The organism is Pseudoalteromonas sp. TAP-3C, from assembly GCF_059888565.1.
In genome coordinates this window covers 625059-649137 of sequence record NZ_CM187618.1, presented here as the reverse complement: position 1 = coordinate 649137, position 24079 = coordinate 625059, and the positions used below count along the sequence as shown (strand labels likewise).

Annotated in this window: 16 protein-coding genes and 1 tRNA gene; 5 read left to right on the top strand and 12 right to left on the bottom strand. The window is 40.5% G+C overall.

Going from position 1 to position 24079, the window contains the following annotated elements; genetic code table 11:
• Positions 1–213: 213 nt before the first annotated feature.
• Positions 214–2694 (top strand): PilZ domain-containing protein, encoded by a 2481-nt coding sequence (locus AC6H44_RS02980; protein WP_500737415.1) that lies wholly within the window; start codon positions 214–216, stop codon positions 2692–2694.
• Here AC6H44_RS02980 and serB read toward each other — a convergent pair.
• Positions 2691–3716 carry a phosphoserine phosphatase SerB gene (serB, locus tag AC6H44_RS02975; RefSeq protein WP_500737413.1) on the bottom strand — a complete coding sequence of 342 codons (1026 nt, stop codon included), beginning with the start codon at positions 3714–3716 and terminating at the stop codon, positions 2691–2693. The genes AC6H44_RS02980 and serB overlap by 4 nt on opposite strands.
• 142 nt (positions 3717–3858) lie before the next feature.
• On the opposite strand from serB, the gene AC6H44_RS02970 reads away from it, so the two are divergent.
• Positions 3859–4479, top strand: coding sequence for an AhpA/YtjB family protein (locus tag AC6H44_RS02970; RefSeq protein ID WP_500737411.1), 621 nt, complete (start codon positions 3859–3861; stop codon positions 4477–4479).
• Here the strand turns inward: AC6H44_RS02970 and AC6H44_RS02965 are convergent.
• The 4 genes from AC6H44_RS02965 to prfC form a co-directional block, all read right to left on the bottom strand.
• Positions 4446–5213, bottom strand: a complete 768-nt coding sequence (locus tag AC6H44_RS02965) for a TatD family hydrolase (protein ID WP_500737409.1) — start codon at positions 5211–5213, stop codon at positions 4446–4448. The genes AC6H44_RS02970 and AC6H44_RS02965 overlap by 34 nt on opposite strands.
• 12 nt (positions 5214–5225) lie before the next feature.
• Entirely contained in the window at positions 5226–5864 is a 639-nt protein-coding gene (gene pdxH, locus AC6H44_RS02960; protein ID WP_500737408.1) for a pyridoxamine 5'-phosphate oxidase, read from the bottom strand.
• A 665-nt stretch (positions 5865–6529) separates the two neighbouring features.
• The gene (gene argS / locus AC6H44_RS02955; RefSeq protein WP_500737407.1) at positions 6530–8272 is read right to left on the bottom strand and encodes an arginine--tRNA ligase; all 1743 of its coding nucleotides are present in this window, start codon (positions 8270–8272) and stop codon (positions 6530–6532) included.
• A 62-nt stretch (positions 8273–8334) separates the two neighbouring features.
• Positions 8335–9924: a peptide chain release factor 3 gene (prfC, locus tag AC6H44_RS02950; RefSeq protein ID WP_500737406.1), complete on the bottom strand. Its 1590-nt coding sequence runs from the start codon at positions 9922–9924 to the stop codon at positions 8335–8337.
• Between the two features lie 359 nt (positions 9925–10283).
• Here prfC and AC6H44_RS02945 point away from each other — a divergent pair, with 359 nt between their 5' ends.
• On the top strand, positions 10284–12941 hold the full coding sequence (locus AC6H44_RS02945) for an ATP-binding protein (protein ID WP_500737405.1): 2658 nt from the start codon (positions 10284–10286) through the stop codon (positions 12939–12941).
• A gap of 5 nt (positions 12942–12946) precedes the next feature.
• Here the strand turns inward: AC6H44_RS02945 and rimI are convergent, their stop codons facing one another.
• The 5 genes from rimI to guaB all read right to left on the bottom strand — a co-directional run bounded on the left by rimI (position 12947) and on the right by guaB (position 17111).
• The gene (rimI, locus tag AC6H44_RS02940; RefSeq protein WP_500738364.1) at positions 12947–13411 is read right to left on the bottom strand and encodes a ribosomal protein S18-alanine N-acetyltransferase; all 465 of its coding nucleotides are present in this window, start codon (positions 13409–13411) and stop codon (positions 12947–12949) included.
• Positions 13398–13673 (bottom strand): hypothetical protein, encoded by a 276-nt coding sequence (locus tag AC6H44_RS02935; RefSeq protein ID WP_500737404.1) that lies wholly within the window; start codon positions 13671–13673, stop codon positions 13398–13400. The genes rimI and AC6H44_RS02935 overlap by 14 nt, the downstream gene beginning before the upstream one ends.
• A gap of 64 nt (positions 13674–13737) precedes the next feature.
• A tRNA-Trp gene (locus AC6H44_RS02930) sits at positions 13738–13814 on the bottom strand.
• 145 nt (positions 13815–13959) lie between these two features.
• Entirely contained in the window at positions 13960–15537 is a 1578-nt protein-coding gene (gene guaA / locus AC6H44_RS02925) for a glutamine-hydrolyzing GMP synthase (protein ID WP_500737402.1), read from the bottom strand.
• Positions 15538–15641: 104 nt separating this feature from the next.
• Positions 15642–17111 (bottom strand): IMP dehydrogenase, encoded by a 1470-nt coding sequence (gene guaB, locus AC6H44_RS02920; protein WP_500737401.1) that lies wholly within the window; start codon positions 17109–17111, stop codon positions 15642–15644.
• A 135-nt stretch (positions 17112–17246) separates the two neighbouring features.
• Here guaB and xseA point away from each other — a divergent pair, with 135 nt between their 5' ends.
• The gene (gene xseA, locus AC6H44_RS02915) at positions 17247–18578 is read left to right on the top strand and encodes an exodeoxyribonuclease VII large subunit (RefSeq protein WP_500737400.1); all 1332 of its coding nucleotides are present in this window, start codon (positions 17247–17249) and stop codon (positions 18576–18578) included.
• Positions 18579–18623: 45 nt separating this feature from the next.
• Here the strand turns inward: xseA and cysE are convergent, their stop codons facing one another.
• Positions 18624–19442 carry a serine O-acetyltransferase gene (gene cysE / locus AC6H44_RS02910; protein ID WP_500737399.1) on the bottom strand — a complete coding sequence of 273 codons (819 nt, stop codon included), beginning with the start codon at positions 19440–19442 and terminating at the stop codon, positions 18624–18626.
• A gap of 380 nt (positions 19443–19822) precedes the next feature.
• Positions 19823–22705, bottom strand: a complete 2883-nt coding sequence (locus AC6H44_RS02905) for a M16 family metallopeptidase (protein WP_500737397.1) — start codon at positions 22703–22705, stop codon at positions 19823–19825.
• Between the two features lie 178 nt (positions 22706–22883).
• Here AC6H44_RS02905 and AC6H44_RS02900 point away from each other — a divergent pair, with 178 nt between their 5' ends.
• Positions 22884–24017, top strand: coding sequence for an ISAs1 family transposase (locus AC6H44_RS02900; protein ID WP_500737093.1), 1134 nt, complete (start codon positions 22884–22886; stop codon positions 24015–24017).
• The last annotated feature ends 62 nt before the right edge of the window (positions 24018–24079 follow it).

Below are 24079 nucleotides of genomic sequence, written 5' to 3'. Positions count from 1 at the left end.
ATTTTGCCATTGCACACTGAGCTTTAGCAACAACGTCTTGTGATTAAGCACATTTAGTATCACACTTATACCATTAGGATGTTGTTACATTTAGCTTAGGGCATACTTCTTGCTTAAAAAAGCCAGTAGTAACTCGCCAATTAATTGGCTAATAGCAAATAATAACAAACACAAAGTATACCTACTTTTAAATTAGACGGTGATGATTTATAAATGGCTGAAGACGTATTGCTTAAGCATGAAAAACTTGTTGATGAATTAAAACAGTATTTAGGAAATGCTAAGTTTGACCTCATTTTCAAGTCAAAAACCGCCGAGTTAACCAAACCCGAGCAGTTTTTAATAAAAATGGAAATGTCACGTTTATCTCAGCCGATAGACCGCTTTATTGATCTACGCGGTTTAGTAACAGGTGAGGTGAAACCTTATGACTATAAAGGTAAGCAGCACTTTATGGATGACACCGCAATTAATGTATTCGAAGCGGCCATAAAACAACACCACGGTTATACCCTTGCTGTTTACGAAGCGGTAATGAACACTGAGAACAACTACCGTATATTGCAGCAAAAACAAGCCACACAACCAACTATTGAGCCTGAAAAACAACCTGTATTGCCTACCAATGTAATTAAGTTTGCAGCGTATGAAAGTCGCTGTGAAGAGCGAATGAATTACTCAATTAAAATTACTATTGAATATGATGGGCAAGCAAAAATTGAAGCAAGTACCTCTGATATTTCACTCAGTGGCTGTAAAATCAAACTAACATCGCGTTACAGCTTAAAAAAAGATCAGCTTATTAGCATGCACTTGATGGGACTAGAACAAGATTTTGAACTAGGGCTAAAAAAGGGCATTGAATATCAAGTTGTTGCTATAGAACACACTTCAGATGAATTTAATCATATTCGCCTAAAACGTACTTTTAAAGAAAATAATAAGGCATTTGATCGCTTTTTAGAAAGCTTTATTAATGGTAATAAACGCCGCTATAAAGTGAACTTAGATAATACCTTAGATGCTGTTATTTCTAAGGGATATGAGCAATATTACATTCCTAGGGTAAATTCTCTATACGTTTTTATTAGCCAAAAAAATGGTGTTTATTATCCAAGCCTGAGTTTAACCACCGAAAATAATTTATTTATTCAACGCTATTTTACTGATGAGCGAAAAACATCATGCCTTTACAATGTATTAAACCATAAGCGTGTTCGTACCCTTGCTTTAAAACCTGTTGCTGTGAAGGAAGAATATTTATATACCTTTACTCATATCTCTAAGGGGAAAATTTACTACTATTCAGCCACACGTTCAGAGCTTGAACAGCAACCACAATTAAAAGCTCTGTTTTTAGGTTTTGGTAGCCAAAGAGACAGTTGGCGTTGCTTTAAGCTACAACTGATGCCAAGCCACAGCGAAGATGCGTATATTCCACTATCTTTACCAAATTCATTAGGTAAAAACATTGAGAAGCTTAATAAGCGGCCTTCACCGCGTGTTGAAGGGGCAATAACAAATGTTAAATATTTAATGCTGCTTACTCAAGTGGGCGGTAAACACGAGCAACAGCATTATCAGCGTTACGAATTCAATAAAGCGTTAGCAAATAGACTAAAGCTCTTTGGCCACAGTAAGCATGAATCGCCCCCCGAACTTAACGCTGTTGCCCTTGAGTATGTAAACCTTCGTTCTAACAAGCGCTATTTATATAAAACGAGTGTTATTATTAATACTCGTGATGCGGTATTACATGGCCATACGCGGGATTTTTCAGTATTTGGTTTACAGCTAGAATGCAATCAAGCCGTTAACTTTAAAAAAGGGGATGTTGTTTCACTGTCATTTCCTGACTTGCAAAAAATTACCAAAAACTATTCTCTTAGTCTTATTCAGTATGAAGTAATGGCAGTGAGTAAATCGTTAACCACCATTAATTTAAAAACTTATGTAGAAAAAGAGTTATCTCATACTGGGGTCGATTTTTTTACCCTTTTAATTAATAGCAACAAACAAAAATTAAAAGCGGCCGAAGAGTCACCAAAAGTACCGGGGCTTTCTACCGCGCTTAGAAATATGGTGACCAAAACACTGTGCCAATTCCCAATTTACTTACATAAATCAATGGCACATTTTGAAGTGGGTGCCATGGGGCTTGGTTTATACCCAAGTCCACTGCATGTTATTTTACAAAACTTTGCACTGTTAAACGCTAAAACAGACCTATCGAGTATGATAACTAGAGCCCACATTGTTGATGTAATAACCCCTAATATAAAAGATCGCTCCCGCCAAGACCCGCCCGTAGAATTTAGCTTAGTAATTAGCTTTGACCCTAAAAAAGAAAATATTGCCGATGCAATCACCAGTCAGTGTATTTTAGGCACTGATTGCAGCAAGTTTAAGCCACAAATAAGTAAAAGACTTAAATCGGAGTTGGTTTTTATTATGCGTTTATATATTTCACGCACAGGGCGCTTAGATACTGACTATTTAGCTAATGAGCTACAGTATGTTAGCCAATACGCACTGCATAAAGCTAAAGACTTAGAAGATGCTTTATGGTCTGTCGCGGGTGTTGGCGATATTATTGATGTAACAGATGAAGCAATTGAGCCTTTAGCGCTCAACCAACAACAGGTTGAACAAATGAGCAGACGTAAACTCATTTGGTTAAATCGTTTAAGTTAAACCTGTGGTGTATTAAGCGGAATAGCCAACATATACAACAATTGTAATAATGAGCCTTGGCAAATAGCGGCTTTGGCCTGTTCAATCACTTTGGGTTTACCATGTATCGCAACCCCTAGCCCAGCTTGAGCCATCATTTTTAAATCGTTTGCGCCATCACCAATAGCCACCGTTTGCATTTTTTCAAGGCCCAATTTTTGTTGTAATGTGTTTAAAACTACCGCTTTTCGCTCTGCATCGACAATATCTCCTAACACCCTACCTGTGAGTTTATCATCTTTAAACGCCAGTACATTGGCATGCACTTCATCCAGACCAATCAACTCCTGTACCCGCTCAGCAAACGGTACAAAACCACCCGACGCTATTGCTAAATACCATTGGTGTTGTTTTAAAATTTGGCACAACACTTTAATACCTTCCATTAAAGGGAGTGTATTTTTAAGATTATCAATTAAGCTTTTTTCAATACCTTTAAGCTTGGCAACCCGCTGATGTAAACTGTCACTAAAATCTAATTTACCTGCCATCGCTTGTGCAGTTACGCTCGCAACTTCGTCATATACATTAGCTAAACGCGCTATTTCATCAATACACTCAATTTTAATTGCAGTAGAGTCCATATCCATCACCAATAATCCCGGCGAGTACAAATCAGGGGGGGTACTCACTTGTACTAACTGACAGCCTAGGGTATTTGCAAAAGTTTGTAACTCAAGTGGATTAATAGCTTGAACTGCGTTTTCTATGTAAAAACACAGCGCAGGAGATAGGCCCAAATCGGGCTGATACTGACAGATAGCTGTAACCTTTTGCTGGTGTGTGGCAAAAAAGTCAATAACACTATTGATATGCGCCATAGTAAAATCACCGGCAAATGCAATGCTAAATAATCCTCGGCTTCTGTTAGGGGATGCAGTTAAAGGTGCAAAAATACCTTCTTGATAGCTGAACCATTTATTTAGAGCAAATTGTGATAATAACAGCTCAGCACTGTGCTGTGCCATGTTCGCATTCGACATGGGATCTCCGTTTACATTTCCTGACATTTAGCGCATTGATGATAGAGAGAGTAGATACAAAATTCGCCATCAGGGTAGATTTAAGGTTATAGTGTAGTTGTAACATCAAAACAAAATGTTGTCAGCAGCATATACGGTGACTATGAAAAATAACCATCTTAAAAATCCACTTACAGCGTCGCAAAAAAAGCGTTTAACTCGTTTATTATTAGCGGCTGGCTGCTTTGTTTTATTAAGTTGGGTTGGCATAAACAGTAGCTTTCAAAGCCATCAATTACTTTACGATAATGCTAATAGTGCAGCTAAATCACTGACTCAGTTTATGGCACTCAATGCCAAGCAGCCGTTAATTGAAAAAAACAAATCGCAACTCACTTTGCTGTGCAACAACATAAGCCAAGATGAATTTGTACTCTCAGCCACTATTTATGACAAGCAAGGTGTAATGCTTGCCAGCAGCGATAATTGGCAATCGCATCATGTATATGGCTTATTACCCGAGTCATCCCCAGGCATTAGTAAATTAAAAACCCCGTTCGTTGAACAAGTGATTTCGGATGATAACCGCCCTATCGGCTTTGTATCTATCACCTATTTAACCCGTGCTGCGGTCTCTGCTAGCCATAATCATTTTCACGATTTAGGACGCCAAGTATTACTAATGTTGATAATTGCCTGTATTTTCACTTGGCAACTAGGCAGAGGGTTAAAGCGCTGGCAAGTAAATCGTTATATACAAAAAACCTCAGAGCACGAATCGTAAAGCTGCTTGGCAAGCACCTCTTTATCACTGTTTGGTTTTAAGCTACATAGTGCGTTAAACACATTAGGAATATGCAGCGGTGTGTTTATTTCACCTTGATAACCACTTAATGGCATTGAGGGAGAGTCAGTTTCAAGCACTAAATGTTGAGGTTCAATTTTTGCTATTACTGCGCAAGTTTTAACTGCGCGTTCATACGTTATTATCCCACCGACTCCTAGTTTAAAGCCCAGCTTTATATAGTGCTGTGCTTGTTGTATTGAGCCAGAAAAAGCATGGATCACACCGCCATTCTTAGGTTTACAACGCTTAAACGATTGCGCTATCAAATCATGGCTTTGTCTGTGATGCACAATCAGTGGTAAGTTAAGTTCATTAGCAAGGGCTATTTGCTGCTCAAACAGAAAAGTTTGTTTTTCAAGATTTTCGATACTGCGATCAAGCCCGCATTCACCAATAGCCACCAGCTGAGCTTTGTTTGTTTTAGCAAAATTAAACAATGATTCTAAGTGCGATTGCTGATGCTGCGCTAAAAAATAAGGATGTAGCCCTGCAGCTATGCTGATTTGTGGGTAGGTTGCTTTAAACTGCAGTAGCTTTTTAGACTGCGCCAAGCTAATGCCTGGCACAATAAATTGTATAACGCCCTTTGCTACACAGGCATTAATCAGTGATTCTCGATTTTCATCAAACTCACTAAAATCGAGATGACAATGCGAGTCTATAAACTTCACGTTATTAAACTATTAAGGGTTTAAACGGGTAATTGTCCAACTATTGTCGGCTTGTCGCTGATACATAAAGCGATCATGTAGACGATGTGCACCGCCTTGCCAAAACTCGATTTTTTGTGGCACAACACAATATCCACCCCAAAAATCAGGAAGTGGAATTTCACCTTTAGCGAACTTGTTTTTCATATTGGCAAAGGTGTCCATTAACACTTTACGTGATGATACCGGGCGGCTTTGCTTTGAAGCCCATGCTGCTAATTGACTTTCTTTAGGACGCGATAAAAAGTACTTAGCCACAGCCGATGTAGGTAATGGCTGCGCTTCACCATACACAATTACTTGGCGTTCCATAGGGTGCCATGGGAAGTGTAAGGAAATTTTATTATTACCTTTAAGCTCTTGTGCTTTTCGTGAACCAGTATTAGTAAAAAACACAAAGCCGTTATCATCTAAATGCTTTAGCAACACAATACGCTGTGAAGGCTGGCCTGTATTATCAACTGTCGCCACCACCATTGCTGTAGGGTCGGGAAGATTACTGCCCACCGCATGCTCAAGCCAAGTTTCAAACTGTTTGAATGGATCGTCCAATAAGTTATCTTCGCTGAGCGCGTCTTGTAAGTATTCACGACGTATATCTTCGAGTTTCATAAAATTCCCTCTAGGTTCTAGGTTCTAGGTTCTAGGTTCTAGGTTCTAGGTTCTAGGTTCTAGGTTCTAGGTTCTAGGTTCTAGGTTCTAGGTTAATCAAAGTAAACAACCAACTATCTGGTCAAGCAACCAAAAAGATGCGTGATTTATATTAACTTTGTTGGGTTTCGTTATACTCAACCCAACCTACGGAGCTGTCAGCTACAAATTGATGACCTATTAGGAGGTGTCAAGTATAAACCTAACACCTAACACCTAACACCTAAAATTATCTGCAAGTGCAGGAGTGCTCGCAAGGCAATGAGTTTATTTATGCCAAGGAGCATACGTTCTTGTATATGACTTAGCTTTTTTGGGTTTCGCTGCGCTCAACCCAACCTACAACAAAATCCGGCCTAGCTAGTTTAGCCTAAGCATGCCTGTTGGCAGCTAAAGCGAACTACACGCAGCAGACGTTCACCTAAGTAGTTTAGTCTAAGACAAGGCGGACACTCGACTTATCCCTATGTGATTAGGGTCAACTATTTAGTGCCAAGCTTCGCATCTACAAGTGTAGAAGTGCTAGCAAGGCGGTAAAACTATTTATGCCAAGGAGCATACGGTTTGTATGTGACTTAGGCTAAATAGTTTTACCAACGCAGCTAAAGCGAACTACACGCAGCAGATTACATTTGCTCCATGACTTCGATACCTAGTAGATCTAAGCCTGTGCGCAGCGTATCTGCCACTAAATTACACAACACTAAACGGCTATCACGCACACTTGGCTCTACGCCCTCTTTGAGCACTGGGCAAGCTTCGTAGAAAGTCATGTATAAACTGGCTAGCTCGTATAAGTAACCACATAATACGTGCGGCGTGGCTTCGTTGATCATCAGATCAAGCACTTCTTCTAATTGCAGTAATTTAAGTGCCAGGGTTTTCTCTTGCGGCTCAATAATACTCACATCAGCCTTTAAACTTACAGCATCAACGCCAGACTTACGGAAAATACTGCGCACGCGCGTATACGCATATTGTAAGTAAGGGGCTGTTGCGCCTTCAAAGCTTAGCATGCTGTCCCAGTTAAAAATGTAATCGCTGGTACGGTGCTTAGAAAGATCAGCGTATTTAACCGCGCCAATGCCCACTTTACGAGCAATTTCACTGCGTTCTTCATCAGATATATCTGATTCACGCTCAGCAAGTTTAGCTGCTGCGCGAGTAATTGACTCTTCAAGTAAATCAGCTAATTTTACCGTGCCACCTGTACGGGTTTTAAATGGTTTGCCATCAGCGCCCATCATGGTGCCAAATGGGCAAAACTCGTAACTGGTTTCATCACGTAACAAACCAGCTTTACGTGCAGTGAGCTCTACTTGGTTAAAGTGTAAACTTTGGCGCGCATCTACAAATATTAAAATACGCTCAGCGCCTAGTTTGTTTGAACGGTAATCACAGGCCGCTAAATCTGTGGTTGCATATAAAAAGCCGCCCCCTGATTTTTGCACAATAAACGCTGAAGGTTCACCGTCTTTATTTGCCAGCTCATCTAAAAATACCACTTGCGCGCCTTGCGACTCTACGGCTATATTTTTATCTTTTAGTAAGCTGATAATATCGTTAAGTTCACTGTTATAGGCACTTTCAGCCATAATGTCGGCTGGTGTAAGGGTTACGTTTAAACGCTTGTATACTTCTTCAGAGTGCTTCACTGAGGTGGCAATAAATAGCTTCCACAGTTTTTCACAGTGTGCGTCGCCACTTTGCAGTTTAACCACGTAGTTACGTGCTTTATCGGCAAAGCCTTCTTCATCGTCAAAACGCTTTTTGGCATCACGGTAAAAAGTTTCTAAATCAGCAAGGGCCACAGTATCTAAATCAACACCTTGGTTAATTTGATCTTCTAAATGCGCGATTAACATACCAAATTGTGTGCCCCAATCACCCATGTGATTTTGACGTACAACGGTATCGCCTCTAAATTCAAGCGCACGCACTACCGCATCACCAATAATGGTTGAGCGTAAATGACCTACATGCATTTCTTTTGCAAGGTTAGGCGATGAGTAATCAACCACCACTTTTTGTGGCTTGGCGTGCTCATTTACTGCAAGTTTTGCATGGTTATTAGCAGCTTGTACGCTTTGTGCTATAAATTCAGGTTTTAAGTGAATATTAATAAACCCAGGGCCCGCAATTTCCGTTTTTTCAGCAATGTCACTTACATCTAACTGATCAATAATCTTTTGCGCCAATTCACGTGGGTTACTTTTCATTTTTTTAGCTGCACCCATCGCGCCATTAATTTGGTAATCACCAAACTGTGGGCGTGTGCTTTGTGTAACCGCTGGGTTGGTATCTGCAGGTAAGCCTGCGGCAGTCATGGCAGCAATGGCTTTTTCTACTAAAATGGTACGAATATTCATTATATTGTTTACCTTTATAAGCCCACCAAAGCGGGCTTTTGTGCTAATTCTATGCGTATGGTCTAGTTTTCACGGGTGTGGTTAAATACCACCTCAGGGTAACGTTCAATCGACAAGTTAAGATTGACACGACTCGGCGCGATATACGTTAAGTTATCGCCACCATCGAGTGCTAAATTGCTTTCGCACTTACGTTTAAACTCTTCAAACTTTTTAACATCATCACAGCTAACCCAACGGGCGGTGTTTACATTCACGCTTTCATAAATTGCATCAACGTTATATTCTGCCTTTAAACGCGCTACAACCACGTCAAACTGCAACACACCTACCGCACCTACAATTAAGTCATTATTAATTAATGGCCTAAATACTTGTACTGCGCCCTCTTCTGAAAGCTGCACTAATCCTTTTAATAATTGCTTTTGTTTTAATGGATCGCGCAGACGAATACGGCGGAACAATTCAGGGGCAAAGTTTGGAATACCGCTAAACTTAATTTTTTCGCCTTGAGTAAAGGTGTCACCAATTTGAATCGTACCGTGGTTGTGTAAACCAATAATATCACCGGCGTAAGCGTCTGCTGTGCGTTCACGATCGCCGGCCATAAAGGTTACCGCATCAGAAATACTCACCTGTTTACCAATACGCACATGGTTCATTTTCATGCCTTGGCTGTATTTACCCGATACAATACGCATAAAAGCAATACGGTCACGGTGTTTTGGGTCCATGTTGGCCTGAATTTTAAATACAAACCCTGTGAAGTTTTCTTCTGTCGCTACGACTTGGCGGTCTTCAGTTTCACGTGGTAAAGGCGTTGGCGCCCATTGCGTTAGGCCATTTAAAACGTGATCAACACCAAAATTACCAAGTGCGGTACCAAAATACACAGGCGATAGCTCACCGGCTAAAAACAAATCTAAATCAAACTCGTGTGATGCACCAATAACCAGCTCTAGCTCTTCACGTAACTGCGCGGCAAGCTCATCACCAATCGCTTGGTCGAGCTCTGGGTTATCTAGCCCTTTAATGCTACGCACTTCTTGAATAGTGTGGCCTTGGCCCGTTTTATATAAAATAGTTTCTTCGTTATGGATATGGTAAACACCTTTAAATTCTTTACCACAACCAATTGGCCACGTAATAGGGGCGCAGGCAATATTTAGCTCTGTTTCTACTTCGTCAAGCAACTCCATTGGGTCACGTATGTCACGGTCACATTTATTCATAAAGGTAACAATTGGCGTGGTGCGCAGGCGTGTTACTTCCATTAACTTGCGAGTACGTTCTTCTACACCTTTAGCAGCATCAATGACCATTAAACACGAATCTACCGCGGTTAAAGTTCGGTATGTATCTTCAGAGAAGTCTTCGTGTCCTGGGGTATCAAGTAGGTTAACCAAAGCCTTGTTATATGGAAATTGCATAACTGAAGTAGTGACAGAAATACCACGCTCTTTTTCCATTTCCATCCAGTCAGACTTGGCATGCTGGTTTGAACCACGGCCTTTTACCGTTCCGGCTTTTTGAATTGCTTGTCCGAATAACAATACTTTTTCAGTGATGGTGGTTTTACCCGCATCCGGATGCGAGATAATCGCAAAGGTACGGCGCTTATTAATTTCGCTAAGGAGATTTTGTTCAGCCATTAAAAAGATTCTTTTAGTTGATATACGGATGTATTTGTATTTTAGTATGCTGAGCTTTCAGAGCTAATTACAAGCCAACCCCGAAAGCTCAACATACCCCAACAAGAACCCAAATTAGCTCTTGTGACGCTATCCGTTATATTAATTGTAATTGACTACTATTTTCGCTGATCTTGGCATTATAAACAATCAATGGTTGGGTATTAATGAATCTTTTTTAATGAAACGATTAATATGGGTGTTCCCAATAATTATTAACAATAACGATATAAATTGGTCACTAACTTAACACCATGCTTGAGTAATAGTGCTGTAAATCATATTATTGTCCGATTACATGGAGGATTAAATGTTGGGTAATGAAAACCAGTAAACTAAGTATTCGATTATTATGGTATATAACGCCACTGGTTATATTGCCTTTGTTATTTTTAGGCGGGTTCACGCTCACTAATGTAACAAACTCTACACAAAAACAAGCTGATTTGATTATGAGTCGTTTTGTAGAGCAGCAGCAGCAAAAGGTGTTCAACTACATAGATTCATTCCATGCAACTGCCAAATTACTTTCAGCGTCTCCTGTACTGAGTGATTTTTTAGCAAAAGATCTATTCGAAGACGCCCGTTATACTTATCGCCTTGGTGCATTGATGGATGTATTTGCCAGTTACAGTGAAGCCTATCCTGATATTATCAGCATCAATTTAATTTCTAAAAATGGTAAAAGCGACGCGTATTACTCCAGTAATTTAACCGTAGCGCCTAAGTCTTATCCATTTTTTGACCAAGTCACACAAAGTAATTTAAGCCAACAGCAGTTTATGGTACAAAAAGAAGATGGCGCCACCAACTTATACTTTGTACAACGCATATACAGTGTTGACTATTATTTAAAGCGCCCACAACAACTTGGTTTTATAATATTAAAGGTTGACCCTTCTATTTTAAATACCAGTATTTTAGAAGCGCCATACAATAATACCTTAAACTTACTGCTCGCCAATGATGGAAAAATTCTATTTAGTTCTGATTATAAAATGCGAGGCCACTATGTCAGCGAATATGAACTAAATAAAATTAACGACTTAGCCGATATAGGTAGCTTATCTACCATCGAGCTTTCAAGTGTTGATAAAATAGAACGACTAATTTTTGCAGCTCAAATGAGCGGCGGTTATTACTATGTCTCAACCATTCCCAAAGCCGTTTTATACCAATCGGGTAAGGCGATTAGTGTAATTACCGGGCTCATTGTGATTATTTCTGTGATCACTTTACCCATCTTAATTTTTATTGTGGTACGTAATTTATTACTCAATCCAATTGAATTATTAGGTGAAGCAAGTCATCGCGTTGGTGATGGCGACCTCTCAGTCACACTGCCCGCTTACACAACGGATGAAGTAGGCATACTGTTTAACGACTTTAATCATATGATTAATCAAATAAAACATTATCAACAACAGTTAGAAGAATATAAACATCACTTAGAAGACAAAGTAGAAAGCCGCACTAAAGCGCTTGAGTCGATGAATAGTAAGCTTGAAGCAGCCATAGCCCAAGCAGAGCAAGCCAACCAGCTCAAAAGTCGATTTTTAGCCAATATGAGCCATGAAATTCGCACCCCACTCACCGCAATTATGGGCTTTACTGAACAACTACTGCATAGCAATAAGCAAACCAATGACAAGCACCATTTGGGTACTATTTTACGTAATTCAAAACACTTATTAGAGCTGATTAATAACATCCTTGATCTATCAAAAATTGAGGCCGAAAAACTGGCTGTTGAACAAACCCCGTTAAATGTTGTACAGCTAATTCACGATGTTGAATCAATCATTAAACCTCTCGCACAACAAAAACAGCTGTCATTTAGCGTTAATTACTCACTGCCGTTGCCGCACACTATTAACAGCGATATTACCCGCTTAAAACAAATACTCATCAATATCGCCAGTAATGCAGTTAAATTTACTGAGCATGGTCATGTAATAATTACGGCTAAATACCAAGCACCAAACACACTCACCTTTGTAATAGAAGATAGCGGCATAGGCATGTCGGCAAACCAAATAAGTCGATTATTTACGCCATTTGAACAAGCTGATGCGACCACCACGCGTCGATTTGGTGGCACGGGATTAGGGCTGTGTATTTCAAAAAATTTAGCTCAACTGCTTGGTGGTGATGTGAGCGTAACCAGCGAAGTAGGTAAAGGTAGCTGTTTTACAATTGATATAGACTGTCATTTAGCTAATGAGCTCAGTAATAAACTATTTTTAACTGAACCATCTCAATTGACTCCGGAAAAAGATTCACAACTTTCTTTTGCTACCAATAGCTTTGATGCGCATATTTTAGTAGCAGAAGATAATCCCGATAATCAGCTACTGATTAAATTACTATTACAAACATGGGGATTAGAGCCTGACATGGCCAACAATGGAGCACAAGCAGTAGAAATGGCATTAGTGAACGACTACCAACTAATAATCATGGATATGCAAATGCCGGTTATGGGCGGCTTAGAAGCAACTAAAATGCTTAGAAATGCGGCTTATGATGGCCCAATTATCGCCCTAACCGCTAATGTCATGAACCATGATATTGATACTTACCTTGAAGCAGGCTGTGATAAAGCGCTGGGGAAACCCATTGATAAAGACGCACTGGAAAATGTACTTGTAAGTTATTTACACCTTGAACGTGATAATCAAAATAAATGGGACAGCTTATTAAAAAGTGAAAAATTTCAGCAAATAAATGCTAATTATTTGACAAGTTTGCCAGATTATTTAAAACAAATAAAAACTCTGTATAACAGCCGAGACTGGGAAACATTACGCGCCCTTGCCCACAGTATTAAAGGCAGTGCGGGTTGTTTTGGGTTTGATGATATTTATCAAAGTGCCTCGGCGGTTGAGCAAAGTTTGGCGAGCAGTGATATGCCACAAAGCGAAAAGCGGATTGCAGAGCTAATTACAGCCATAGAGACTACAATTGCTAATAAGTAATACCGTTAAAAATTTAAACCCAGTGCCATGCCCATTAAAATAGCATCTTCAAAGCCATTTTTATTTGGCGCATCGCTGGGATAATAATTTTTACGTACTGACATTTCAATAAAGCCTGCACGTTCATATAAAGCAATAGCCCGCATATTAGACGCTCGCACTTCTAAAAATAAGTTTTCGGCACTGTGTTGCTCACCGTACGCTATAAACTGTGTTAGTAACTGCTTAGCAACCCCTTGCCCCTGAAAACTTGGAGCAACACAAATATCCATTAAGGTAAAATCAGGTCCTGCTTTTTCGCCAATGTAAAAACCTATCATTTGCTCGTCATCGAACGCGGCTAAATTAAAATAGCGCCCCTGCAAACACGACTGCATAGTTTTTAACGCCCAAGGATGTGTATGGCAGGCATTTTCAATGACCATAAGGTCATTAATATGCTCATCGGTAACCGGTTTAAAGTGTATCAAGGTATTCACTCATTAATGCCCATAATGTGCGTTTTTGTGCACAAGTTAGGTTTGAACTAGGTAGCCCTAATTGTTGCTCACTAAACTCGATGGTTGGCGATTTAACAATTGAATTTATTGTTACAGGCGCAAATGCGCGCTCAATATCATCTTTTAATTTATCACAGAGTATTAACGATGAAATTGCCGGTTGAGCTGGGCGAAAGTATTGATTAAGTTCAAGCGTTTCTATACCAAAAACAGATGCGTAACGTGAATGCATAACAACTCGATGGATTAGTAAGTTGAATAATATATGAAGTAATCAAAACGATGTAAAGAAGAAATGGCAGGGGCGGAGAGATTCGAACTCCCAACCGTCGGTTTTGGAGACCGCTGTTCTACCAATTGGAACTACGCCCCTGCAATGACGATGAATTATAAAGACCTTTCGACAAAGGTAAAGTAAAAAATCAAACTTTTAGTTTATTTGCTTTTTAAATAAACAAAACGGCGAATTAGCATGCTAATTCGCCGTTAGTTATTACTTAATTAAAGTAATGAGAGAGTTATTCCCACTCAATCGTCGCAGGTGGTTTACCTGAAATATCGTAAACAACACGTGAAATGCCGTCGATTTCGTTAATTATACGGTTTGAAACCACACCTAAAAATTCATACGGTAAATGTGACCAACGCGCCGTCATAAAGTCGATGGTTTCTACACAACGAAGTGAAACAACCCAATCATACTTACGTGCATCCCCCATCACCCCTACCGACTTAACCGGTAAAAATACCGTAAATGCTTGGCTTACTTTGTGGTAAAGCTCTGCTTTGTGAAGCTCTTCAATGAAGATAGCATCTGCGCGGCGAAGTAAATCACAGTACTCTTTTTTGATTTCACCAAGAACGCGCACACCTAAACCAGGCCCCGGAAATGGGTGACGGTAAAGCATGTCGTACGGTAAACCTAACTCTAAACCAATTTTACGTACTTCATCTTTAAATAACTCACGTAATGGCTCAACAAGGCCCATTTTCATGTCATCTGGTAAGCCGCCCACATTATGGTGCGACTTAATTACATGCGCTTTACCAGTCGCTGATGCCGCTGATTCGATGACATCAGGGTAAATTGTACCTTGGCCTAACCATCTAGCATTTTTAAGCTTTTTAGCTTGCTCATCAAATACATTAATAAACGTATGGCCAATGGCTTTGCGCTTATCTTCAGGGTCTGATTTACCCGCTAAGTCATTTAAAAATTGATCTTCCGCGTCTACTTTAACAATGTTTAAGCCAAACTTATTGCCAAACATGTCCATTACTTGTTGGCCTTCGTTTAAACGAAGTAAGCCGTTATCAACAAATACACACGTTAATCGCTCACCAATGGCGCGGTGAATAAGCATAGCCACAACCGATGAATCTACACCGCCCGATAGCCCTAAAATCACTTCGTCGTCGCCTACGGTTTCTTTAATGCGCTCAATGGCATCATCGATTATTTTTGCTGGCGTCCATAATTTTTCACAACCACAAATATCAATAGCAAAACGCTCTAATAAGCGTTGCCCTTGATGTGTGTGCGTTACTTCTGGGTGAAATTGCACGCCATAAAAACGCTTTTCTTCGTTAGACATCGCAGCATGCGGGCAGGTAGATGTTTTAGCTGTAGTGTTAAACGTATCTGGAATTTCCATTACTTTATCACCGTGGCTCATCCACACATCTAATATGCCATTACCGCCATCAGTAATATGATCTTCAATGGCATCAAATAATGCACAGTTACCCACTTTTTCAACTTGTGCGTAACCAAATTCTTTTTTATCTGAGCTATGTACACGCCCACCTAGCTGCGTTGCCATTGTTTGCATACCGTAACAAATACCAAGAACGGGTACACCGGCGTTAAATACATACTCAGGAGCACGTGGGCTGTTTTCAAGCGTAGTTGATTCTGGGCCACCAGAGAGGATAATACCTTGCGGGTTAAACTCGCGAATTTGCTCTTCGGTTACATCCCAAGCCCAAAGCTCACAATAAACACCAATTTCGCGCACGCGACGGGCGATTAACTGTGTGTATTGTGAACCAAAATCTAAAATGAGGATCCGTGAATCGTGAATATCTTTGCTCATGAAGTATCTCGTAAAGTCAGATGCTAAACGCCACCAGCATAAGCTGTGTGGCTATATTAGGGCTAGTAAATACCAGCCCAGTTATTTCAAGTAGTGAGGAGTGATTAACCTAAACGGTAGTTAGGCGCTTCTTTGGTAATTTGCACGTCATGAACATGCGACTCACCCATACCTGCAGACGTAACACGTACAAATTGCGGTTTAGTGTTTAGCTCTTCGATTGTGGCACAACCGGTTAAACCCATTGCACTACGCAGACCGCCCACTTGTTGGTGAATAATGGTTGCAATTGGCCCTTTGTAAGCTACGCGACCTTCAATGCCTTCTGGTACTAACTTGTCAGCTTGGTTTGATTTTTGGAAGTAGCGATCTGATGAACCTTCTTTTTGATCCATTGCCCCTAAGCTACCCATACCACGGTAAGACTTGTAGTAACGACCTTGATAAAGCTCAACTTCACCCGGTGCCTCTTCAGTACCTGCCAACATAGAGCCCACCATTACACACGACGCACCGGCAACTAACGCCTTTACAATATCGCCAGAAAAACGAATGCCGCCATCGGCAATCACAGGGATATCACGGCCTTTTAAGCCTTCAACCGCATCTGAAATAGCCGTAATTTGCGGTACACCACAACCGGTAACAATACGTGTAGTACAAATTGAACCTGGGCCGATACCCACCTTAACCGCGTCTGCGCCCGCATCAGCAAGCGCAATAGCACCTTCGGCAGTAGCTACATTGCCCGCAACAATTTGTAGTTCAGGGTAAGCTTGGCGTGTTTGTGCAACGCGGTCAATAACACCTTGTGAATGACCATGAGAGGTATCAATTAGTAGTACATCAACACCGGCTTCAACTAAGGCTGCAATACGCTCATCAGTCCCGGCACCAACACCAACAGCTGCACCTACACGTAAACGACCTTGCTCGTCTTTACATGCGTGTGGTTTGTCTTGAGCCTTTTGGTAATCTTTTACTGTGATCATGCCTTTGAGCTTAAACGCATCATCAACAACAAGGATTTTTTCAATACGGTGTTCGTGCATTAAGCCTAAAATTTCTTCGCGAGCTGCGCCTTCTTTAACGGTAACTAGCTTTTCTTTTTTCGTCATAACAGTTGAAACAGGTTGTTCAAGCTTAGTCTCAAAGCGCATATCGCGGCTTGTTACAATCCCGACAAGGTGATTGTCACCATCGGTTACAGGAAAACCTGAAAATCCCTTTTCCTGAGACAACTCAACAGCATCTGCAATAGTCAGATCAGCCGTTACCGTAACAGGATATGAAACAATACCTGCTTCATAGGTTTTAACTTTACGAACGTTTTTCGCTTGTTCTGCAATGGTCATGTTTTTATGAATAAAACCAAGACCGCCTTCTTGCGCAAGGGCAATAGCTAAACGAGCTTCAGTAACAGTATCCATAGATGCTGAAATGAGCGGCAAGTTAAGTTTGATACCACGCGTTAAGCGAGTTGAAATATTTGCCGTGTGTGGCAAAACAGTAGAATGACCAGGTACTAAAAGTACGTCATCAAAGGTAAGAGCTTCTTTAGCGATTCTAAGCATTTTGGCAACTTCTCACATGTGGATCTAAGATAAGGAATTGCGACCAAATTTTAACAGCGTTGTAGGCACTAGTAAATAATATTTTGTATTTATTTATGATAGACTCGCTTTCTAAATAGTTTTAGGTTGTTTTTTATGTTTTCTAAGCCCTCGCAAGCCATTTACACCGTATCGCGACTCAACCGAGAAATTCGTTCTGTGCTTGAGCAAGGTTTTGCCTCTTTAGTATTAACCGGTGAAATCTCTAATTTTATTGCACCTGCATCTGGGCATTGGTATTTTTCGTTAAAAGACGATAAAGCGCAAATAAAAGCCGCCATGTGGCGCGGTAATAATCGTAATCAAAGTTACCGCCCGATAAATGGCGCACAAGTAACGGTTAAGGCTCGGGTATCTTTGTACGAACCTCGTGGCGATTACCAGCTAATTGTTGAACATATGGAGCCTGCGGGTGAAGGGCAACTAAAGCTTGAGTTTGACGCGCTAAAAATGCGTTTGGCTGCAGAGGGCTTATTTAGCTCCGCTTATAAAAAACCCCTACCCCAAAACATAAATCGCATAGGGGTGATCACCTCACCTACAGGCGCCGCAATTAAAGATATTTTAACAGTGCTAAAACGACGAGCGCCGCAATTAGAAGTCGTTATTTACCCTGCGATGGTGCAAGGCAAAGAAGCGCATGGTCACTTAATCAAGCAAATAGAACTAGCAAATCGTCGTAACGAAGTCGACGTTATCATACTCGGGCGTGGCGGTGGTTCATTAGAGGATTTATGGTGCTTTAACCATGAACAACTTGCTCGTGCTATTTATCAAAGCTCATTGCCTATTATTAGCGCTGTTGGCCATGAAATAGACACCACCATAAGTGATTACGTAGCCGATGTACGCGCTCCAACGCCATCTGCCGCAGCTGAGCTAGTAAGCCCCAATACACAAGAGCTGCACAATAAGGTTAATCAGTTAATTAGCCGTTTAGCGAATGCATTTAAACATGACATTGCCGATAAACGTGCACTGGCCATACAGTTGCAGCACCGCTTAAATTTATGCCACCCGCGCAATCAGCTAAACCAAAAATCACAACGCTTAGATGAGTTGAGTATTGCACTGCAACAGGCAATGCGTCAGCGTTTATACCAGCAAGAACGCGTGTTAGTTAATTTAACACCCAGACTAATGCGTCAATCTCCTGATAAAAAGCTCTCACGAGCAAGCCATCAGTTAGCCCAGCTACATGCAAGGTTACACCAAGCGATGCAGCAGCAATTACAACAAGCAAATAACACTCTGGCCTTGCAAGCAAGTCGACTTGATTCGGTAAGCCCGCTTAATGTATTGGCGCGCGGCTACAGCATAACTAAAACAGCACAAGGCAAAGTTATTAAATCTGCTAAAGAAGTTAAAAAAGGCGATGTGTTAATTACAGAACTTGGCGATGGCAATATAGCGTCACAGGTAACTTAAAGCGCTGTAATAAACAACATAATTAATTCCTTTTAACTTTTATTTTTAGAGCATAGCACTAGTATGCGATTCGTTTTCTGGTTCTGAGTACTCCAAAAAATTTTGATTCATACTCTCTGCTGGGCACTCACAATCTGGACGGCCAATAATTTTTGCAGGCACACCCACCGCGGTGGTATGAGGCGGTACTGGGCTTAATACCACAGAGCCTGCGCCAATACGTGCGCCCTCGCCCACTTCAATATTACCCAACACTTTAGCGCCCGCACCAATAAGTACGCCTGCTCTAATTTTAGGATGGCGATCACCTTGCTCGTTACCCGTACCACCTAATGTAACCGATTGTAATATTGATACATTATCTTCAATAACGGCAGTTTCACCAATAACAATACCCGTGGCATGGTCAAACATGATGCCTTGACCCACTTGGCAGGCAGGGTGAATATCAACCCCAAACACCTCAGAGGTACGACTTTGAATAAAGCGCGCCAGCTCTTTGCGATTTTGTTGCCATAAGCAGTGCGCTAAACGATGCGCTTGTATCGCGTGAAATCCCTTTAAGTTTAAAATCACAGTAAGGTAAGTTTCAGCTGCAGGATCACGGTCTTTTACTGCTTTAATATCGTGAGCAACATGCGTTAGCATACGCTCGCATTTTACAAAAGCTTGGTCAAATAATTCGCGTATTGTAAAAGCAGATACCACAGCATCAGCTAACTTATTAGCAACAATAAAACTTAATGCCGAACCCAAACATTCGTGGTTTAAAATACATGAATACACATGGCTTGCTAAAAGGGGTTCACGAGTTACTACTTCATTTGCTTCGCTGCGAAGCTGTTGCCAAATTTCATGACGCATAATAATGCCTTAAGTTAGTACAAAGAGCCTGGCGTCAATTCTAACGGATTTACCACCTAGGTGTTAATCCCTTTGTTATTTGTTCTAGTTATTAAATATAACCAGTTAAGTTTTGAGTATATATTACTTTTTTAAAGTCATGTCATATGACAGTTAGGCTGATTTAACTATTTATTAAGCTTGATGAAACCAACCAAAATGATGTTAATAACAGTCCATCTAAAAGTTTTATCGCAGGTTTGATTATTAGCTCGGTAGTTAGTTTTGCTCTTGGCGCAGCCTCAGTACTTTTAGTAAGTAACTAGTATTTACAACCTAAAATATAAAAATGCCCCAATGCTTACTGCACAGGGGCATTTTTTTATACTTAAGAACTTAAATTATTGAAATACTTTATCAACCTTCATTACTTCAATATTTTTTGCAGGTATAGCTAATTTATAATCAGCAATGACTTTATCTTCAGCCACTAACTCGGCAGGCTTATCGGTGTTATACACCATGGGCGAGGTTTGCATAGATGCTAAACGCTTTTGCATATCAGCGCCATCACCGGTTACAAACACATAATGAATATCATCGGTTTGTAGATTGTCTTTAATCACGCGATTTACATCTTCAACGCTTAATGTTTTAAGCTTGTTTGTTACATAGCTTACAAAACTATCGGTGTTATAAAACTCGCTATCGAGTGCATAACCTAACTGGCGATTTTGACTAGCAACCATTTGTGGCACAAAGTTAATTAAAAAGTTACGTGTGGCTTCAAAATCTGCCTCGGTCATACCATTTTTAATTAGCTTATCTAGCTCAAATAATGCGGTACGGGTAGCAAAATGCGCATCGTTGTTTGAGCGCAGTGGACGCAACCACACTTGGAAAATTTGCTCCGAGCGGCCTAAGTTTGCATCCGGTTTAGTTTGAAACATACCCCGTGGGAAGTACTCTATGTATGCATAATCACCATAGTTCATACCGCGCGTTTGACGAATACGTTCATATAAATAACTGTTAGAACTACGGTGCTCGCCAAAGTAAGAGCGCACTAGCCACAAAGCGGTCCAGTCTTCGCTGCTACGAATGGTATCAATAGGAAAGCCGAACGACACAGCCGTTGATTGCGCTGACTTTTCAACAATCGTTGCATGATGACCTTTAAGCACTGGCGCATCAGGGATTGTTAAGCGGCTTTGTTCGCCTTTTGGAAGTGTCGCTAAGTCAGCTAACATCTGTGCTTTAAGTTTTTCAGGCACAGCACCAATTAAACCCACAGTAAGTTTAGCTTGTGTAAGCTCACTGTTATAAAACGCTTTAACATCATCAAGGGTGAGCGCTTCTAAATCTGATAAGTCACCGTAGTTATAGCTTTCATAAGGGTGACCTTTATAAAGCACACTGTAGAGTACCTCTTTACCTAACTCTTCGTCATTAGAGGCTTTTAAACCCGACTTAATGCCATCGATCATGTCTTTTTTCAGACGCTTAAAGTCATCGTCTCTAAAGCCTGGGCTTAACAGCTGCTCACTCACTAAGGCATACCACTGAGCTGCATTATCTTTATGAATACGCCCTTGGAACGACAGCATTTCTTTATCTATTTGATACCCAAAACTACCCGCCAGCGGGTACATTGCCTTTTTAATATCTTTGTAACTCATTGACGTTGAGCCACCTTGCGCCAGCATTGCAGCAGTCAGTGCAGCAACCCCTTTTTTACCCTGCGGATCGGCAGCGGCACCGGTATTAAATAATAAGTTAATATCGATTAACGGCGAGCTATTGGTTTTATCAAGCACTTTAAAGATTGGCTTACTCGGTACTTGCTGATACTTGGCTACCAAGGCATTTAAATCGTTTTCTTGCTCAAAACCTGGGGCTTTATCAAGTGCCGACATAGTAATTGTGGTGCGGGCATTATCCACAAAATACTTATTTGCAACGGCTCTAATATCTTCGCTAGTGATGTTGTCTGCCGATTTATACAGCTGATTAATCACCTCAGGATCGCGCTCAAAATGCATATAGCTGGCAAGTGTAGAGGCAATTGCTTGCGATGAATCTAAACCATTTATAAAGCTGTATTTAAGGTTAGACTTTAAATCGCTGAGTTTTTGGCTATCAACCAACTCGGTACGCGCTTTGGCATACGTACGGTTAATGGCGTCACGCACTGTGGCTAAATCATCGGCATTTTCTACTTTTACAAATACATGCAGTAACCCTGGATCTTTAGTCTCTGGGTTATAGGTAAACATTTGACTCGCTATTTGCTTTTCTACTACCAGCTCTTGGTAAACATCTGAATTGCTCGAAAAATAAAGCTGCGACAGTAAATCTAATGCGGCTCTGTCTTTTTTCTGTGGCTCCCATGCAGCGCCTTTATACGAAACCAGTAACCAATGCCCAGGTAATCCCTCGTTTTGCTGATGCACATATTTTGGCGCTTGTTGAACGGGCTCTTTTGGAATATCAGCAACATAGTCGCCCTTTTTCCAGTTACCCCAGTGCTTTTTAACCATCGCCATGGTCTCTTTTGGCTCAACATCACCAACAATCACCAGCGATACATATTCAGGCTTATAAAACTTAGCAAAAAATTCTTTACCGTAGGCCATTTGATCTGGCATGGCTTCAATATCTTCAAAAAAGCCCATAGTAGTGTGTTTATAGGTATGTTTATCGAACGCTTCTTGGCGCACCGCGCTTAACAATTTACGAATTGGACTGGCGTTATTTTTTAAATACTCGCCTTTAACGGTAAGCGCCTCGGTTCTAAATTGCTCCTCGGTATAACTTAGGTTTTGAAATATATCCGCTTCAATTTCAAGTACTTTATCAAGGTGTTGTTTTGAAAAATTTAAGTGATAGTTAGTGTAATCGTTGGTTGTGTAGGCACGGTTATCAACTCCAGAATTTTTTAAGATATCTGAATATACCTCTTGCGGAAATTTTTCAGAACCTTTAAACATCATGTGTTCAAAAAAGTGAGCAAACCCAGTTTTACCCGCTTCCACTTCATTACGCGAGCCAACAGAGACAGGTATTTGTAGCGATACGACATCGGGGTAATCGGTTTTAACTACCATAACGCGCAAGCCGTTATCTAGCTCCTCTATTAGGTAATCTTGTGAAAAAACACGCTCATCCCCTTTATTAACTTGTTCTTGTTGAGCCGCTGTTTGCGTGTTTTGACTTTGCTGCATTGCACAACCCGTTAACGCCAGCGATACCGCTAGACTGGTTGCCAGTAATTTAAATTTCATTGTTATCCCTTTTTAAATTGAGCAAATATATTGGTTACTTAAAATAATAACGTACTACGCTAAGTATGCCGTAAAGTAATTAAATCAGGGCAAACGGGTAAAAAACATACAAGTACTTTTTGATCATTTGACCGATCCTAATGATCGTGGTTTATAATAGTCTTTGCCTGTACAAAACATGAAAGAAACGACTATCAGCCAAGCTTTTAATCAACTAACCGATCCAAGAAACTCTGCCAGTGTCCGCCATCCACTTATTAATATTCTGAGTATCGCTATTTGCGCTATTATCAGCGGTTGCAATAATTTTAACGAGATAGAAGAATACGGAAAGTCAAAAGTAAAGTGGTTACGGAAATTTTTAGACCTGAAAAATGGTATTCCTAGTCATGACACTTTTAATGACGTACTCAATCGCCTCAACCCAACTGAATTTAATAGCGCATTTACCAAATGGGTCACTGAAATAAGTAAGAATAAAGAAGGAGTGATTGCTCTGGATGGTAAAGTAATGCGCCGTACATTAGATAAAGCCTCAGGTATGCCCGCAACTCACTTAGTCAGTGCATGGTCTGTTGAGAATAATTTTTGTTTAGGACAAGTTAAGGTTGCTGATAAATCGAATGAAATAACCGCTATCCCCATTTTGCTTGAGCTCCTTGACATAAAAGGAGCAACAATTACAACAGATGCCATGGGATGCCAGTATAAAATCGGTGAGCAAATAATCTCTAACGAGGGTAACTATGTGCTTGGACTTAAGGGGAATCAAGGGGAGATTTATGATGACGTTAAACTACATTTAGATACCCAGCTCAACACGCAATTTAAAAATATCCCACACAGCGTGCATCGTTCACTAAATGGTGATCACGGGCGAATAGAAAATAGAGAGGTTTGGTTAACGACAGAAGTAGATTGGTTGGTAGCACGACATCCACGATGGAAAAGCTTAAAAAGTATTGCCGTAATATGCTCAACACGAGAGGTAAATGGTGTAAGTTCGAATGAGAAGCGGTATTATCTTAGTAGCCATAAAGATAAAGACGCTGCATTTATTGCTGATGCTATCCGTAGTCATTGGCATGTGGAGAATAAATTACATTGGCAACTCGACGTTAGCTTTAATGAAGACCAAAACCGTTTACGCAGTGGGTATGCAGCTCAAAACATCGCGTTAATTAATAAAATAGCACTTAATCTATTGAAGAACGAAAAAAGTGCAAAGGTTGGAGTGAAAAGCAAGCGCTTGAAAGCGGGTTGGGATAATGTTTATATGATGAAAGTGCTAACCGTTGGGCTAACTGTATAAAATCAACCCGTTTGCCCTGGTAATTAAATATAAGAGCCCTAAGCCTATTAATTATGTAAACA

Coding starts and splice junctions, on each gene's coding strand:
- argS (WP_500737407.1), bottom strand. CDS start 8,272: ATGAATATTCGTACCATTTTAGTAGAAAAAGCCATTGCTGCCATGACT.
- guaB (WP_500737401.1), bottom strand. CDS start 17,111: ATGCTTAGAATCGCTAAAGAAGCTCTTACCTTTGATGACGTACTTTTA.
- guaA (WP_500737402.1), bottom strand. CDS start 15,537: ATGAGCAAAGATATTCACGATTCACGGATCCTCATTTTAGATTTTGGT.
- AC6H44_RS02980 (WP_500737415.1), top strand. CDS start 214: ATGGCTGAAGACGTATTGCTTAAGCATGAAAAACTTGTTGATGAATTA.
- pdxH (WP_500737408.1), bottom strand. CDS start 5,864: ATGAAACTCGAAGATATACGTCGTGAATACTTACAAGACGCGCTCAGC.
- AC6H44_RS02900 (WP_500737093.1), top strand. CDS start 22,884: ATGAAAGAAACGACTATCAGCCAAGCTTTTAATCAACTAACCGATCCA.
- AC6H44_RS02970 (WP_500737411.1), top strand. CDS start 3,859: ATGAAAAATAACCATCTTAAAAATCCACTTACAGCGTCGCAAAAAAAG.
- xseA (WP_500737400.1), top strand. CDS start 17,247: ATGTTTTCTAAGCCCTCGCAAGCCATTTACACCGTATCGCGACTCAAC.
- AC6H44_RS02935 (WP_500737404.1), bottom strand. CDS start 13,673: ATGCATTCACGTTACGCATCTGTTTTTGGTATAGAAACGCTTGAACTT.
- prfC (WP_500737406.1), bottom strand. CDS start 9,924: ATGGCTGAACAAAATCTCCTTAGCGAAATTAATAAGCGCCGTACCTTT.
- AC6H44_RS02905 (WP_500737397.1), bottom strand. CDS start 22,705: ATGAAATTTAAATTACTGGCAACCAGTCTAGCGGTATCGCTGGCGTTA.
- serB (WP_500737413.1), bottom strand. CDS start 3,716: ATGTCGAATGCGAACATGGCACAGCACAGTGCTGAGCTGTTATTATCA.
- AC6H44_RS02945 (WP_500737405.1), top strand. CDS start 10,284: ATGAAAACCAGTAAACTAAGTATTCGATTATTATGGTATATAACGCCA.
- cysE (WP_500737399.1), bottom strand. CDS start 19,442: ATGCGTCATGAAATTTGGCAACAGCTTCGCAGCGAAGCAAATGAAGTA.